Consider the following 14,286-nt stretch of genomic DNA (forward strand, 5'->3'; position numbering starts at 1 on the left):
TCAGCGCGTCCAGCTCGCGATCAGCTTGTTGAAGCCGGCCGCCGCCTCATGCATCACCCAATGGCCGGCATGCGGAAAGATATGCATCTCGGATGTGGGGATCAGCGCCGCAAGCGCCTGGCCGCGCGCAACCGGAACCGTGGCATCCGCCCCGCCCCAAACCAGCAGAACTGGAATTGTCAGCGACGAAACGAAAGGCAGGATGTAACGCTCCTGCAGCGAGGCATAGTCGTCATAGCTGCGGCGCTGATTTGCAAGATTGAGGAAGCAGTCCACATTGCCGGAGGCACGGGCCATCCGGAAATTCTCCCGTAGCAGCGCTTCGAATTCGGGATCCGACTTGTGGCTCAGATGACCTTCGCTGCGCACGAAGGTCTCTTCATCCACACTGCGACCGACATAGTCATAAGCTTTGGCGGAAGCCTCCTGCCACCCGCGGTCAAGCTCGCCCCCGAGCCGGGGCGAGGTGCCACCACTGGTCACGATCACCAGCCGGGAGATGCGCCCGGGATTGTCGAGCGCGAGCTTCGTTGCCATGAAGCCCCCTTCCGAATGCCCGATCAGAGTGACATCCCTCAGGCCGAGCGCATCCAGCACCGCCTGCGCATGATGCGTGCGCTCCAGCCGATCGCGATAGCGCCGGTCGGCGGGAATTCCGCTGCGACCGAAACAGGGCTGATCATAGGAGATCACCCGGTTCGTTTTGGCGAGCTCGTCGAATAGCCGGAACCAGGTAAGCCAGCCATCGACCGCTATGCTGGCCCCATGCAGCAAGAGAACGGGCGAGCCCTCGCCCGCTTCCGTGATGAAGGTTTCATAGCCGCCGATATCGAGCGTGCGGCAATTGGCCGGAAGAGGCGGGGCAACCGTGCTCTCGCTGGTCATGATCGAGACCCTAATGTCCACTGGCGTTGATGGCGCGCGGCTGATAGGCCGCCTCAATCAACTTCGCGTCGTCGGCGCTCAATGCGATCGACAGGGCGGCGGCCGCCTCATCCACATGGGCGATTTCGGTTGCCCCGAAGATCGGCGCGGTAATGCCAGGGCGGCTCACCGTCCAGGCCAGCGCGATCTGCGACGGCGTGACGCCATGCCGCTCAGCCACTGTCTTCACAGCCTCGAGCACCGCGAAATCACCATCCCGATAGTAAAGCTTGGTCGTGTAATCATCCGTGCGGGTGCGCGCCGTCTTGGCATCGCCCCGCCGCCTATCGGCTGAAAGGAACCCGCGGGCGATGGGGCTGAACGGAATGAGCCCGATGCCGTTGGCCCGGCAGAGCGGCAGCATCTCGCGCTCCGCTTCCCGGTGGCAGGGATTGTACTCGCATTGCATCGAGACGAACCCCGGCAGGTGCTTGGCCCGGGCGATATAGAGGCTCGAGCAGAAACCCCAGGCCGGCATGGTCGTCGCGCCCACATAGAGCGCCTTGCCGCTGCGCACCACATCGGCAAAGGCATCGACCAGCTCATCGAGATCCGTATTGGCATCCCAGATATGGGTTTGGAACAGGTCGATATAATCGGTCTTGAGCCGCTTCAGCGAGGCATCGACCGCCTCGAAAATGTGCTTGCGCGAATAGCCCCGGCCATTCACATGCGGCTGCATCGGATTGCCCGCCTTGGTGGCGATCACGATGCTGTCGCGCGGCACCTCGCTGATGAGCAGATCGGCGAGCATCCGTTCACTTTCGCCTAGCGAGTAGAAATCACAGGTATCGAAGAAATTGATCCCGAGGTCGAGCGCCCGCTTGATGATGGGGCGCGCCGCCTCCCGGTCGAGCACCCATTCGCGCCAGCTCTTGTCGCCAAATCCCATGGCGCCAAGCCCCAAGCGTGAAACCTTGAGATTGGCGCGGCCGAGCCTCGCATACTCCATTGTCGATCCTGTCTCAGTCTAGCTGTTGCTGGTCTTCTTGAGATCCGCGAGCACCTGCTGCGCAAAGGCCGCCGATCTCTCCACATAGGCCGTCTGCCGGGAGGCGGCGGCATCGGCGTCCCGAGCCCTGAGCGCCGCAAAGATGTCGCGCAACACCTGCAGCGTCACCCTTTCGCGCTCCTCGTTAGCCGCGCGCGCCGTAATGAAGCGCAGATAGGTGATGCGGGCTGCAAGCGTGTTGAGCAACTGGCGGCCAACCTCGTTCCCCGCCCCTTCGGCAAGCCCGTCCGAAAAGGCCGAAAGCTCCTGCACGTAAGAGAGCACCGCCCGGCTGGCGATCGCCTGCTCGATCCGCGCAAGCACCCGTTCGAGGGCTGCAACTTGCTCATCGCTGGCCCGCTCGACGAAGAAGCGCGCCATGGCCGGCTCGAGCACCGCGCGCACCTCATAGATCTGCCGCGCTTCATCCGGTCCCAATTCGGCAACGAACATGCCGCGATTGGCAACCCGCGTCACCAGCCCTTCCGATTCCAGATGCCGCAGAGCCTCGCGCACACTGGTGCGGCTCACGCCGGTTTCTTCGCACAGCCGCCGCTCGACCAGTTTTTGTCCCGGCTTGAAATGCAGATTGAGGATAGCCTCGCGCAGCACTTGCGTCGTACGATCCCGCAGGCTGACATTGTCAACAACGACGCGGATGGAATTTTTGCCGCTTTCCATCACGACCCCCCGATCGCAAGCGATCGCGCGGAGCCCTCGCTAAGGGATTGCGTCGCCAGCATCAGTTTGGTATGCCATAATACAGAGTGCCAGTCAACCTATTGGTTTAGGCCGATTTTCCGAATTGGGAGTACCCGCTTTGAGCCAGACCGACAATGCCACGACCGCATCACGCCCCCTTTTGAACTACGTGGTTGAGGGCACGGGCCAGCCAGTGGTGCTGGTGCACGGGGTGGGCTCAAATCTGCAGAGCTGGAACCGGGTGGTAGAGCGCCTTGCGCCCCATTACCGGACCATTCGCATGGACTTGCGCGGCCATGGTCGGTCGAGCAAGATCCGGGAGACCTATTCCCTCGAGCGCTTCGCTGAGGACATCATCGCCGTGATGGATGCGGAAGGCATTGCCAAGGCCCATCTTGTCGGCTTTTCTCTCGGTGGCCTGATTGGTCAATGCCTCGCTCTGAACTGGCCCGATCGCTTCGACAAGGTGGCGCTTCTGTCAGCGGTCGCCGCACGCACCGATGAAGAGCGCGCCAAGGTCGTCTCGCGCCTCGCCATCATTGAGAAGGAAGGTATTATCGGTGTCACCGGTGCTGCCCGTGACCGCTGGTTCACCGAGGCTTTCGCCGACGCCCATCCCGAGGAGATCGAGAAGCGCATCGCCGAGCTCATTGCAAATGACAAGGAATCCTACATGGAGGCCTATCGTGTCTTTGGCCAGAGCGAGCTCGGCCATCGCCTTCATGAAATTCCGCATGAGACGCTGGTGCTGACCGGTGAGTTCGACCAGGGCTCGAACACCCGCATGGCCCGTTTCATGCATGAAAAAATCAAAAACTCACAGCTGGTGATCCTGCCGGGCATGCGCCACAGCATTCTGGTCGAGGCATCCGACGTGGTGGCTGATCACTTGCTGGAGTTCCTCGGCCACTGATCGGAGCAACCGCGGACCTCCGCCGCAGAGGACGTCGGCGAAGTGATTGCAGTGCTTGTTTTTGGTATACCGTATGATAGCATGACCAGGTCCGGATGCTTTATGCGGTGAGGGAAGGCCGCGACCGGGCCCTAAACGGAGGGAGAAAGCCCATGCTACGAGCGTTCGGCGCGAAACTGGCGCCGCTCTTTACGCTGTTGCTTGCTTTGGTTTTGACCGGAGCACCAGCGAGTGCCCAGAACGCGGAAACCCCTGTCCGCGGCGGCACGTTGAATGTCGGATTTGCCGACGATTCCAAGACGATGGACCCGATCTATTCCGTTCAATGGGCCGAACGGCAGATCCTGTTCCTGATCTATAACAGCCTGTTCCGCATCGCGCCGGATTTCTCGCTCGAGCCCGAGCTGGTGAAGAGCTGGGAAAATGAGAATGGCGGCAAGCGCGTGGTCCTGCATCTCCAGGAAGGCGTCAAGTTCCACGACGGCACCGATTTCAACGCTGAAGCCGTCAAATGGAACCTTGAACGCCGCATGGACGAGAAGGCCAACTCGCCCCAGCGCAACCAGCTCACGGTGATCAGTTCCGTTGAGGTGGTCGACAACAACACCGTTGCCCTCAATCTGAAGGAATCCTTCCCGCCGCTTCTGTCTGCCCTCGCCGATCGCGCCGGCCTCATGGTCTCACCGACCGCCGCCCAGAAATATGGCGAGGATTTCGGCAATCACCCCGTAGGCACCGGCGCCTTCGTGTTCAAGGAATGGGTGCGTGGCAGCCATGTGAAGCTCGACCGCAACGAGAACTACTGGGAAAAGGGCCTGCCCTATCTGGATCATGTCGTGTTCAACGACATTTCCAATGCGGTCATCGGCATTCAGCGCCTGATGACGGGCGAGATCGATTTCGTCGCCCAGCTCTCCCCACAGGACGTCCGCCTCATTCAAAACAACCCCGAGATCAAGCTCGACCCGATCAAGGTTGGCCAGTGGTATTCGCTGCAATGGCACTGGAACGAGGCGCCGTTCAATAACGCCGATCTGCGCAAGGCGATCGCGCATTCCCTCGACCGCAACAAGATCAACCAGATCCTCTGGGCAGGCACTGGTACGGTGTCCAATGGTCCGACGCCGCCCGGCCTGTGGTGGTCGCCCCCGGCCACCGATGGCTACGTCTATGACGTGGAGAAGGCCAAGGAGCTGCTGGCGAAATCCGGCGTGCCTGCGGGAACCGAGCTCGTCCTCGCTGCACCGACCGACAACGTGCTGCGCCAGCTGAACCAGTTGGTGAAGGAACAGGTCGAAGCCATTGGCCTGAAGGTCCGATTGGACCCCGTGTCTCAGAGCGAATGGTACGCCCGCGTGGTGGATAAAAAGATCAACTTCACGCCCATGCGCTGGACCCAGCGCGCCGATCCGGATGGCTTGCTCTACATCCTGTTCCATAGCAAGGGCTATGCGAACACCACCGGTTACAGCAACCCTGAGGTCGACCGTCTGCTGGACGAAGCCCGTTCCATCGACGACATGGCCAAGCGTAAGGAGCTCTATGATCAGGTGCACAAGCTGCTCCTGGAAGATCTGCCTTACGTGCCCGTCGGCTTTGCAGCCGAGTTCGTCGCCATGAACAAGGACGTGCATGGCTTCCGCTGGATCCCGGACCTGATCCCTCGCTTCCGCGCGATGTGGAAGGCGCAGTAAGCCCTCCGACAAATGCCGGCCTGCGCTCCGCGGGCTGGCTCTTCACCTCGGTCAGTCCAGGAGTTCTCGGCACATGAAGCGCTATCAGATGTTCATTGATGGCAAATGGTGCGATGCCAGCAATGGCGCCAGCTTCCCATCGCTCAACCCGGCGACCGAAGATGAATGGGCCCTGATACCGGATGCGACCGCAGACGATGTGGACCGCGCCGTGCGCGCTGCCCATCGCGCTTTCGAAACCGGCCCCTGGAGCAGGATGAGCCCCACCGAGCGGGGCAAGGCCTTGTTCCGGATCGCCGAAGCCATCCTCCCGCATGCGGAGCATCTCGGCCGCACCGAGACCACCGACACTGGCAAGCTTCTGCGCGAAACCGCCTGGCAGGCCAATAACGTCGCTGAGATCTACAGATATTATGGCGGCCTTGCCGACAAGGTACATGGCGAGATCGCCCCGACCGGCCCTAATGCACCTCTATCCATGGTTGTGCGCGAGCCGCTCGGCGTGATCGCCGCCATCGTGCCGTGGAACTCGCAGCTTCAACTCGCGGCCTTCAAGATCGCGCCGGCACTTGCCGCCGGCAACACCATTGTGGTCAAGGCCTCCGAAGATGCCTCCGCCGCCCTGCTCGAATTCACCAAGGCGATCGAGGCTGCTGGCCTGCCGGAAGGTGTCTTCAACATCGTGACCGGGGGCGCCAGGCCCTGCGGCGAGACCCTGGTGACGCACCCGCTGGTGCGCCGGGTGAGCTTCACCGGCGGCGTGGACACGGCCCGCAAGATCATTCCCGCAACCGCAGGCAATCTTGCCCGGCTCTCCCTGGAGCTTGGCGGCAAATCCCCGGTGATCGTTTACAAGGACGCCGATATCGACAACGCGGTCAATGGCGCGACCGCTGCCATTTTCGGTGCCAGTGGTCAGAGTTGCGGCGCAGGATCGCGCCTGATGGTGCAGTCGCCCGTCTATGACGAGATGGTCGGCCGCATGGTTGAGCGCGCCAAGCGCATTCGTATCGGCGATCCTCTGGATGAGGAGACCGATATGGGCCCCCTCGCCACTGTCGCCCAGCGCGACCGGATCGAGCGGCTTCTCGGGGAATCCGTGTCTCAAGGAGCTGAGCTGCTCTGTGGTGGCGGCCGCCCCGCTGCCTTCAATCGCGGCTATTATTTCGAGCCGACCATTGTGGCCTGCCGCAACCAGGATTTCCCGATCGTTCGCAACGAGCTGTTCGGCCCGGTGCTGAGCGTGCTCAAATTCGACGAGGAGGAAGAGGCGATTGCCATGGCTCGTGACAGCGAGTATGGCTTTGCAGGCGGTGTGTTCTCGACGGATTTCGCCAAGGCCTATCGCACGGCACGAGCCATTCCTGCCGGACGCGTCTGGATCAACACCTACCGGGTAACCTCGATGATGGTCCCCTTCGGGGGCTTCAAGCAGAGCGGCTATGGCCGCGAGGCCGGCATTGATGCCATCCGCGACTACACGGACACCAAGGGCCTGTTTGTCGATCTGTCAGGCCAGGTTGCTGACCCATTCGTGATGCGATGAGGACGATGCGCTTGACGTTGCCACTCGCGCGGAGTGCGAGATGATTACCCACATTGCGCGGCGCCTGCTCTTGATGGTGCCAAACATCATCCTGCTGACTTTTATCCTGTTCGCGGCGGTGACCAACTTTCTCGGCAGTCCGGCGGCTATCATGCTGGGCCAGGAAGCGTCCCCCGAGGCGGTCGCGGCGCTCAACGAGCAATATGGCTTCAATCGGCCGGTGCTGGTGCAGTACTTCGATTGGATGGCCAATGCCCTCCAGGGTGATTTTGGCCGCTCCTATGCCAACCGGACCTCGGTGGCCGATGCGGTCCTGCCCGCCATCCCTGTTACCCTCGAGCTCGCATTCTGGTCGATTGTCGTCGCCGTCGTTGCAACGGCGCTGATCAACTCGATTCCGGTTCTGCGCCGGCTCATCGGCACGCTGGTTTCGGGCCTGAGCATCGTTGGCATCACCGTTCCCAATTTCATGATCGGCATCAGCCTCATCTATCTGCTTTCGGTGCAGATGCGCTGGCTGCCCACCACCGGCTGGGTGCCCTGGTCTGAGGGCGTGGTCCCGCATTTAACCCACATGATCATGCCGGTTCTCACGCTTTCGGCCTTCTATTTCGGCTCCTTCACCCTGGTCTATCGTGCGGAATACCGGAATGTTTACCGGCAGCTCTTCATCAAGGTTGCCCGGGCCAAAGGCCTGACCGAGACCCGTGTCTCCTTCACCCATGCCCTGCCGAACTCGATCCTGCCGGTGATCACCTATGTCGGCCTGTCCCTGGGTCAGCTGGTCGGCGGTGCGGTTGTGACTGAGACCGTGTTTTCGATGCCCGGCATCGGCCGCCTGTTCGTCGGCGCCATCGGCGCCCGTGACTTCCCCGTCATGTTGGCAATTGGCATGCTGATCATCATCGGCGTGATGCTCATGAACCTGATCGCGGACATCGTCTACACGATGGTCAACCCGCAGATCCGTCTGGGATAGGAGAGACACGATGCTCGCCAGACGGCTGATCGGCATCACCATCATCACCATCGTTGCGCTCTGTGGGATCTTCGCGCCCTATCTCGCACCCTTTGATCCCTATCAGTCCAGCATGGATTTCCTCCAGCCACCCTCTGCTGCCCACTGGCTCGGCACTGACAATCTGGGCCGGGATATCCTGTCGCGCCTGATCTATGGCGCGCGCATCTCGCTGGTGGTGGGTGCCGGTGCAGCCATCGTTGCCACGCTCCTTGGCGTGCCGATCGGTCTGATCGCCGGCTATGGCGGCGGCAAGATCGACCTCGTGATGGTGCAGATGATCGACCTTTTCATCGCCCTTCCCGGATTGGTGCTGGCGCTGCTGATCACCGCCATGGTTGGCGCGACCGTGACCAACCTCGCCCTGGTCTTGGGCTTCGTCATGTGGCCGACAGTCGCGAGACTTGTGCGCGGCCAGGCCATGCATGTGCGTGAGGCGACCTACGTGGAGGCGGCGCGCGCCGTGGGCGGCAGCGCCACCTGGATCGTGAGCCGTCACATCTGGCCGAACATCATCCGCGTCGTCGGAGCGCAGTTTGCGATCACCGTTTCCTTTGCCATATTCACCTCAGCCAGCCTGAGCTTCCTGGGGCTCGGCGTGCCGCCGCCGGCGGCGGATTGGGGCAGCATGGTGCGCGAGGGCTTTCCGTTCCTCGCCCTCTTCCCCGCGATGAGCCTCGCTCCCGGTGCCGCAGTCGGCCTGACCGTCCTTGGCTTCTATCTCATAGGATCGAGCGTTGACTGAGCCGCAGAACAAATCGGCCGACACCGCAAACAAGGCGCCTCTCCTAGAGGTGCGCGATCTGTCGGTCACGTTCCGCATCGCCAAGGGCAAGGTCGATGCGGTGCGTCAGGTCTCCTTCGAGATCTCCCCCGGCGAGATCGTGGCCCTGGTGGGCGAATCCGGCTCCGGCAAATCAACCATCGGCCAGGCCCTCATGGGCCTCCTCCGCTACGACGACAAGGCCGCAATCTCGGGCTCGGCAATGTTCCAGAGCCGGGAAAACGGTCAGGTCGACCTCCTGAAGATTTCCGACAGGGCCATGCGCCGCCTGCGCGGCAATGAGCTCGCCATGATCTTTCAGGAGCCCATGTCATCTCTCAACCCGCTGTTCACGGTGGGCGGACAGATCACCGAGCAGATCAGGGCGCATCGCTCTGTGTCGAAGCGCGAAGCCAAGGCACAGACCCTCAAGCTTCTCGAGCAGCTCGGCTTTCCCAATCCTGCCAAGACGCTCACCAGCTACCCGCACCAGCTCTCAGGCGGCATGCGCCAGCGCGCTATGATCGGCATGGCCTTGTCCTGCGACCCGGCGCTCCTGATCGCGGACGAGCCCACAACGGCGCTCGATGTCACCATCCAGGCGCAGATCATTGACCTGCTCAAAACCTTGCAGGCGCGCACCAATATGGCGATCCTGTTCGTGACCCACGATCTCGGGCTCGTGGCGGAGATCGCCGATCGCGCCCTGGTGATGAATGGCGGCCAGGTGGTCGAGCAGGGAACGGTTCTCGACATCTTCAAGAACCCGAAAATGCCCTATACCCGCAGCCTGCTCGAAGCCGTGCCGCGCCTTGGTGCCTCCCGTAGCAAACAGGCCGGTAGTGAACCGGCGCCTCTGTCCGCCGAGGCCAGTTGATGCAAACTCCGCTTCTCGAAGTCCGTAATCTCCGCAAATGGTTCGATATCCGCAAGGGCATCATCCCAAGGCCCGTGGGCCATGTGCGGGCGGTGGACGATGTCTCCTTCTCCTTGCGCAGCCATGAAGTGCTCGGCATCGGCGGTGAATCAGGTTCCGGCAAGACCACGCTCGGCCGCACGGTTCTGAGGCTCGTCGAGCCGACCGAGGGCCAGATCCTGTTCAATGGCGAGGACATCGTCCGCTATGACCGCAGGCGCCTGCATGCCTTCCGCCGTCATGCCCAGCTGATTTTCCAGGACCCTTTCGCATCCCTCAATCCGCGTATGACGATCGAGCAGATCCTGGCCGAGCCGCAGATCGTGCAGGGCACTGGCCGCAACCGCGCGGAGCGGCGAGCGCGCTCAGCCGAGCTTCTGGAGATGGTGGCGCTTCCCACCGATTATCTCCAGCGCAAGCCTCATGAGCTCTCCGGCGGCCAGCGTCAGCGCATTGTCATCGCCCGCGCCCTCGCGGTGAACCCGCAATTCGTTGTCGCGGACGAGCCGGTCTCGGCGCTCGACGTGTCGATCCAGGCGCAGATCATCGCTCTGCTCAAGGACCTTCGTAAGCGCCTGGGCCTCTCGATCCTGTTCATCTCCCATGATCTCGCCGTGATGGAGGATCTGTCGGACCGGATCGCCATCGTTTATCTCGGCCGCCTCATGGAGATCGGCCCGGCAGAGGTGATCTGCTCGACGCCGCATCACCCCTATACGCGCGCCCTTTTGTCCGCTGTTCCGAACCCGGATCCCACGGTGCGACGCAATCGTATCATCCTCAAGGGAGATCTGCCTGATCCCGCCAACCCACCCAGTGGCTGCGTGTTCCGCACCCGGTGCCCCTATGCTTTGCCGGCCTGCGCCCAAGCCGTGCCGGCCATGCGTGACAAGGGACCCGACCATCTGAGCGCCTGCATCCGCGACGACATCTGACAACCGGCATCCCCGCTCGGCATAATCTCGATTGACATTCCGAACGAGTTCGTTCTTTATTTCGAACAACGCGATCGGAAGCGGTCTGCCGCGCGGGCATTCTGTCCCGTCATGCCTGGGGCACCCCGGATGATGTACGCGGCGACCGCCCACCCGCACATGCCCGCTGAACGGCTGGAAATGTGCGGGCTAGCCAAGTCGTTAGGGATGGGAGGGATCAAATGCTCAAGCTCACGCGCCGCTTGTTTTTCGCAGCCTTAAGCCTTGGCGCTCTTGCCGCAATGCCGGCCAGCGCCGCTGAGCTCGACGAGCTGCGCATCGACTGGGCGACCTACAATCCGGTCAGCATCGTCGTCAAGGACCAGGGCCTGCTTGAGAAGGAATTCGAGAAGGACGGAACCACCATTCGCTGGGTGCAGTCCGCTGGATCGAACAAGGCGCTGGAATTTCTGAACGCCGGCTCCATCGACTTCGGCTCAAGTGCCGGTGCAGCCGCGCTGATCGCCAAGATCAACGGCAACCCGATCAAGTCCATCTATGTCTATTCACGCCCCGAATGGACGGCACTGGTGACATCGAAGGACAGTGACATCAAGAGCGTGGCCGACCTGAAGGGCAAGGCGGTCGCGGTCACCCGCGGCACCGACCCGCACATCTTCCTGGTGCGCGCGCTGGCCGATGCGGGCCTTTCCACCAATGACGTTCGCTTCGTGCTCCTCCAGCATGCCGATGGCCGCGCCGCCTTATCCCGCGGCGATGTTCAGGCCTGGGCCGGGCTTGACCCGATGATGGCCTCGGCCGAGCTTGAGGAAGGCGCGCGCCTGTTCTACCGCAAGCCGGAAGCCAACACCTGGGGTGTGCTGAACGTGCGCGAAGACTTTGCCAAAGCCCATCCCGAGGCGGTGGCCCGCGTGCTCAAGGTCTACGAGCAAGCCCGCAAATGGGCACAGAGCCACCCCGACGAGCTTGCCCAGCTCCTGGCCAAGGAGGCACGCATCCCCCTGCCCGTGGCTGAGAAGCAGCTGAAGGAGCGCACCGAACTCACCCATAACAAGATTGGCTCTGAGCAGCGCGAATCCATTCTGGCTGCGGGCCTTGCCCTGCAGCAAGCCGGAGTCATCGCCTCCGACGTGAACGTGACCGCCGCGGTCGACAGCCTGCTCGATGATCACTTCAGCCGTGATCTGACCAACTGAGGCTTGAGGGCATGGCCCTGACCGACACATCCGACACGCCGGCAGAGGCTCGCTTGGGTCCGGATACGGTGCCGCAAACGAGCCAGCCAAGCGAGGCGAGCTCTGGCTGGGCGAAAAGCTGGCAGTCGCTTGCCATAGCCGTGAGCCTGCCCGTGCTCATCGCCCTGTTCTGGGAGGCCGCGGTCGCCCTCGGCTGGATCGAGGGCCGGCTGATGCCACCGCCCAGCCGGATCCTGGGCACCCTCTATGATCTCGCGGTGAATGATCAGCTCTGGGTCCATATCAGCGTGACCTTGGGCCGTGTCGCGGCGGGCTTTGGCCTCGGCGTCCTGGCCGGCACCGTGCTGGGGGCCCTCGCCGGCTATTCGGGTCTTGCCCGCAAGCTGCTCGACCTGACCCTGCAGGGCTTGCGCGCCGTACCATCGATCGCCTGGGTGCCCCTGTTCATCCTCTGGTTCGGCATCTTCGAGGAGAGCAAGATCGCCCTGATCGCGGTCGGCGTCTTCTTCCCTGTCTATCTCGGCGTAATGGCGGCCATCGCCTCGGTCGACCGCAAGATCGTCGAGGTCGGCCGGGTATTCCGCTTGAGCCCGGGGGCCATGGTTCGCCGCATATTATTGCCCGCCATTCTCCCGAGCTATGTCATTGCCCTGCGCTCAGGACTGGGCCTTGGCTGGATGTTCGTGGTCGCCGCGGAACTGATGGGCGCATCGGAAGGATTGGGCTATCTGCTCTATGATGGTCAGCAGCTGGGCAAGCCTGATCAGATCATCGCTGCAATCCTCACTTTCGCCGTGATCGGCAAGCTCACAGATAGCCTGATCGTGCTCGTCACCCGCCCCCTGCTCGCCTGGCAGGACGGCTTTGTGAGGCAATAGCCGGCCATGCTGACTCTCACCCACCTGGCTAAGACCTATCCGAACGGCACTCAGGCCCTTGGCGGCATTAATCTTACCGTCGCGGCGGGCGAGATCGTGGCAGTGATCGGCGGCTCCGGCTGCGGCAAGTCTACCATGCTGCGGCTGATCGCCGGCCTCGATCACCCAACCGCCGGCAGCGTCAAGGTGGATGACCTGGTCATCGATCAGCCGCATCCCGCGGTCGGCGTCGTCTTCCAGGAACCGCGGCTGCTGCCATGGCTGTCGATCGCCGACAATATCGGCTTCGGCATCACCGACCTGCCCCGAGCCGAGCGCGAGCAGCGTGTCAGCCGGGCGCTCACCCGGATCGGCTTGGCGGATTATGGCCGCCATTGGCCGCGCGAGCTGTCCGGCGGCCAGGCACAACGCGTGGCGATCGCCCGCGCGCTCGTCGCACAGCCCAAGGTGCTGCTGCTCGACGAGCCCTTCTCCGCTTTGGATGCCTTTACTCGCTTGAGCCTGCAGGACGCTCTGCTCTCGCTCTGGGCCGCCCAGAAGCCAACCTTGGTGCTGGTCACCCACGACGTGCAAGAGGCGGTCGCCTTGGCCGATCGGATCATCGTCATGCAGCCCCATCCCGGCCGGATATTCCTTGACATCCCGGTCGATCTTCCGCGCCCACGCGACCGGCTGAGCGATGACTTCTTCCGTCGCGAACGTCAGGTATTGAGAGCATTGGACGGCTCCCTGACGGTTGACAGTGACCCCGCGAAGGCAGATGCAGATAATGGTCAGACAAATGCTGCCGCCATGTGGTGGTGAGTACCTTTCGTCACAGGATGAGGATCGATAATGGACGCAGCCTCCCTTCGTGCTCTTCAGGCCCCTCTCAAGTCGCGCTACAAGGATTCGCCCGATGCTGGGCGGGTGACGCTCAAGGCCAAGGGCGAGCTCGATGATCAGGCGATCGCCTGCAAGGTTGAAACCGGCCGCGCCTTGGCGGTCGCGGGCCTGCATCCGGCAACCGGTGGCTCGGGCTTGGAGCTCTGCTCCGGTGACATGCTGCTGGAGGCGCTGGTCGCCTGTGCCGGCGTCACGCTGAAGGCCGTGGCAACTGCCCTCGAGATCCCGCTGCGCTCTGGCCGCGTGCTGGCCGAGGGCGATCTCGATTTCCGCGGCACCCTTGGCGTCGACAAGGAGGCGCGCGTTGGCTTCGAAGAGATCAGGCTGACCTTCGAGATCGACACCGACGCGCCGCAGGAGAAGATCGATACGCTCTTGAAACTGACGGAACGCTATTGCGTGGTTCTGCAGACCCTGGCCAACAAGCCAAGCCTTGATGTGAACATCACCAAGGCGGCCTGAGCCACCCCGCGCCATTGAAAGAAAACGCGCAGCCTCGGTTTCGGGACTGCGCGCTTTTTTATGAGGATGACCCGGTGATCAGACGAGCGCCGTGACCGCGATCTCGACGGTGAATTGAGGGGCGGCGAGCTTCGACTCGACCGTCGCCCGCGCCGGCGTGTTATTGGGATCAACCCATGCATCCCAGACCGCGTTCATCTCGGCAAAGGTGCTGATATCGGAAAGCCAGATATTCGCAGAGACGAGCTTCGATTTGTCCGTGCCGGCTTCCGCCAGCAGGGTATCAATGCGCGACAGGATCTCCTTGGTCTGCTCGGTGACCGACTTGCCGCCGTTATCGAGCGCCACCTGGCCCGACAGGAACACCATCCCGCCTGCGACCACCGCCTGGGTCATGCGCGGACCGGGCTTAATGCGACGAATGCTCATCTGCTCCCTCCTCTGTGACATTTCATCTGGATGG

The 14,286-nt window shown here is 62.5% G+C and carries 15 protein-coding genes; 11 read left to right on the top strand and 4 right to left on the bottom strand.

Annotated elements, in window-relative coordinates:
• The 3 genes from RCF49_RS05785 to RCF49_RS05795 are packed head-to-tail and all read right to left on the bottom strand — an operon-like array spanning position 1 to position 2,596.
• The gene (locus tag RCF49_RS05785; protein WP_342643088.1) at positions 1-885 is read right to left on the bottom strand and encodes an alpha/beta fold hydrolase; all 885 of its coding nucleotides are present in this window, start codon (positions 883-885) and stop codon (positions 1-3) included.
• A 10-nt stretch (positions 886-895) separates the two neighbouring features.
• Positions 896-1,876, bottom strand: a complete 981-nt coding sequence (locus RCF49_RS05790) for an aldo/keto reductase (protein WP_342643089.1) — start codon at positions 1,874-1,876, stop codon at positions 896-898.
• Positions 1,877-1,894: 18 nt separating this feature from the next.
• Positions 1,895-2,596, bottom strand: coding sequence for a GntR family transcriptional regulator (locus tag RCF49_RS05795; protein ID WP_342643090.1), 702 nt, complete (start codon positions 2,594-2,596; stop codon positions 1,895-1,897).
• A gap of 139 nt (positions 2,597-2,735) precedes the next feature.
• Between RCF49_RS05795 and RCF49_RS05800 the strand changes: the two genes are divergently transcribed.
• From RCF49_RS05800 to RCF49_RS05850, 11 genes are all read left to right on the top strand, one after another.
• Positions 2,736-3,530, top strand: a complete 795-nt coding sequence (locus RCF49_RS05800) for an alpha/beta fold hydrolase (RefSeq protein ID WP_342643091.1) — start codon at positions 2,736-2,738, stop codon at positions 3,528-3,530.
• A gap of 152 nt (positions 3,531-3,682) precedes the next feature.
• Positions 3,683-5,224, top strand: a complete 1,542-nt coding sequence (locus RCF49_RS05805; RefSeq protein WP_342643092.1) for an ABC transporter substrate-binding protein — start codon at positions 3,683-3,685, stop codon at positions 5,222-5,224.
• 73 nt (positions 5,225-5,297) lie between these two features.
• The gene (locus RCF49_RS05810; protein ID WP_342643093.1) at positions 5,298-6,770 is read left to right on the top strand and encodes an aldehyde dehydrogenase; all 1,473 of its coding nucleotides are present in this window, start codon (positions 5,298-5,300) and stop codon (positions 6,768-6,770) included.
• A gap of 40 nt (positions 6,771-6,810) precedes the next feature.
• Positions 6,811-7,749: an ABC transporter permease gene (locus tag RCF49_RS05815; protein ID WP_342643094.1), complete on the top strand. Its 939-nt coding sequence runs from the start codon at positions 6,811-6,813 to the stop codon at positions 7,747-7,749.
• 10 nt (positions 7,750-7,759) lie between these two features.
• Positions 7,760-8,533, top strand: coding sequence for an ABC transporter permease (locus tag RCF49_RS05820; RefSeq protein ID WP_342643095.1), 774 nt, complete (start codon positions 7,760-7,762; stop codon positions 8,531-8,533).
• On the top strand, positions 8,526-9,428 hold the full coding sequence (locus RCF49_RS05825) for an ABC transporter ATP-binding protein (protein ID WP_342643096.1): 903 nt from the start codon (positions 8,526-8,528) through the stop codon (positions 9,426-9,428). Before RCF49_RS05820 ends, RCF49_RS05825 begins: the two co-directional genes overlap by 8 nt.
• On the top strand, positions 9,425-10,402 hold the full coding sequence (locus RCF49_RS05830; protein ID WP_342643097.1) for an ABC transporter ATP-binding protein: 978 nt from the start codon (positions 9,425-9,427) through the stop codon (positions 10,400-10,402). The genes RCF49_RS05825 and RCF49_RS05830 overlap by 4 nt, the downstream gene beginning before the upstream one ends.
• Positions 10,403-10,623: 221 nt before the next feature.
• On the top strand, positions 10,624-11,598 hold the full coding sequence (locus RCF49_RS05835) for an aliphatic sulfonate ABC transporter substrate-binding protein (protein ID WP_342643098.1): 975 nt from the start codon (positions 10,624-10,626) through the stop codon (positions 11,596-11,598).
• Between the two features lie 11 nt (positions 11,599-11,609).
• A complete protein-coding gene (locus RCF49_RS05840; protein ID WP_342643099.1) occupies positions 11,610-12,476 on the top strand; it encodes an ABC transporter permease in 867 nt (288 codons plus the stop codon).
• Between the two features lie 6 nt (positions 12,477-12,482).
• Complete coding sequence (locus RCF49_RS05845) at positions 12,483-13,280, top strand: ABC transporter ATP-binding protein (RefSeq protein ID WP_342643100.1); 798 nt, start codon at positions 12,483-12,485, stop codon at positions 13,278-13,280.
• A 30-nt stretch (positions 13,281-13,310) separates the two neighbouring features.
• On the top strand, positions 13,311-13,823 hold the full coding sequence (locus RCF49_RS05850) for an OsmC family protein (RefSeq protein WP_342643101.1): 513 nt from the start codon (positions 13,311-13,313) through the stop codon (positions 13,821-13,823).
• A 78-nt stretch (positions 13,824-13,901) separates the two neighbouring features.
• Here RCF49_RS05850 and RCF49_RS05855 read toward each other — a convergent pair whose 3' ends face one another.
• Complete coding sequence (locus RCF49_RS05855; RefSeq protein ID WP_342643102.1) at positions 13,902-14,252, bottom strand: RidA family protein; 351 nt, start codon at positions 14,250-14,252, stop codon at positions 13,902-13,904.
• Positions 14,253-14,286 lie beyond the last annotated feature (34 nt).

Source organism: Rhodoligotrophos sp. CJ14, from assembly GCF_038811545.1.
Classification (GTDB): Bacteria; Pseudomonadota; Alphaproteobacteria; order Rhizobiales; family Im1; genus Rhodoligotrophos; species Rhodoligotrophos ferricapiens.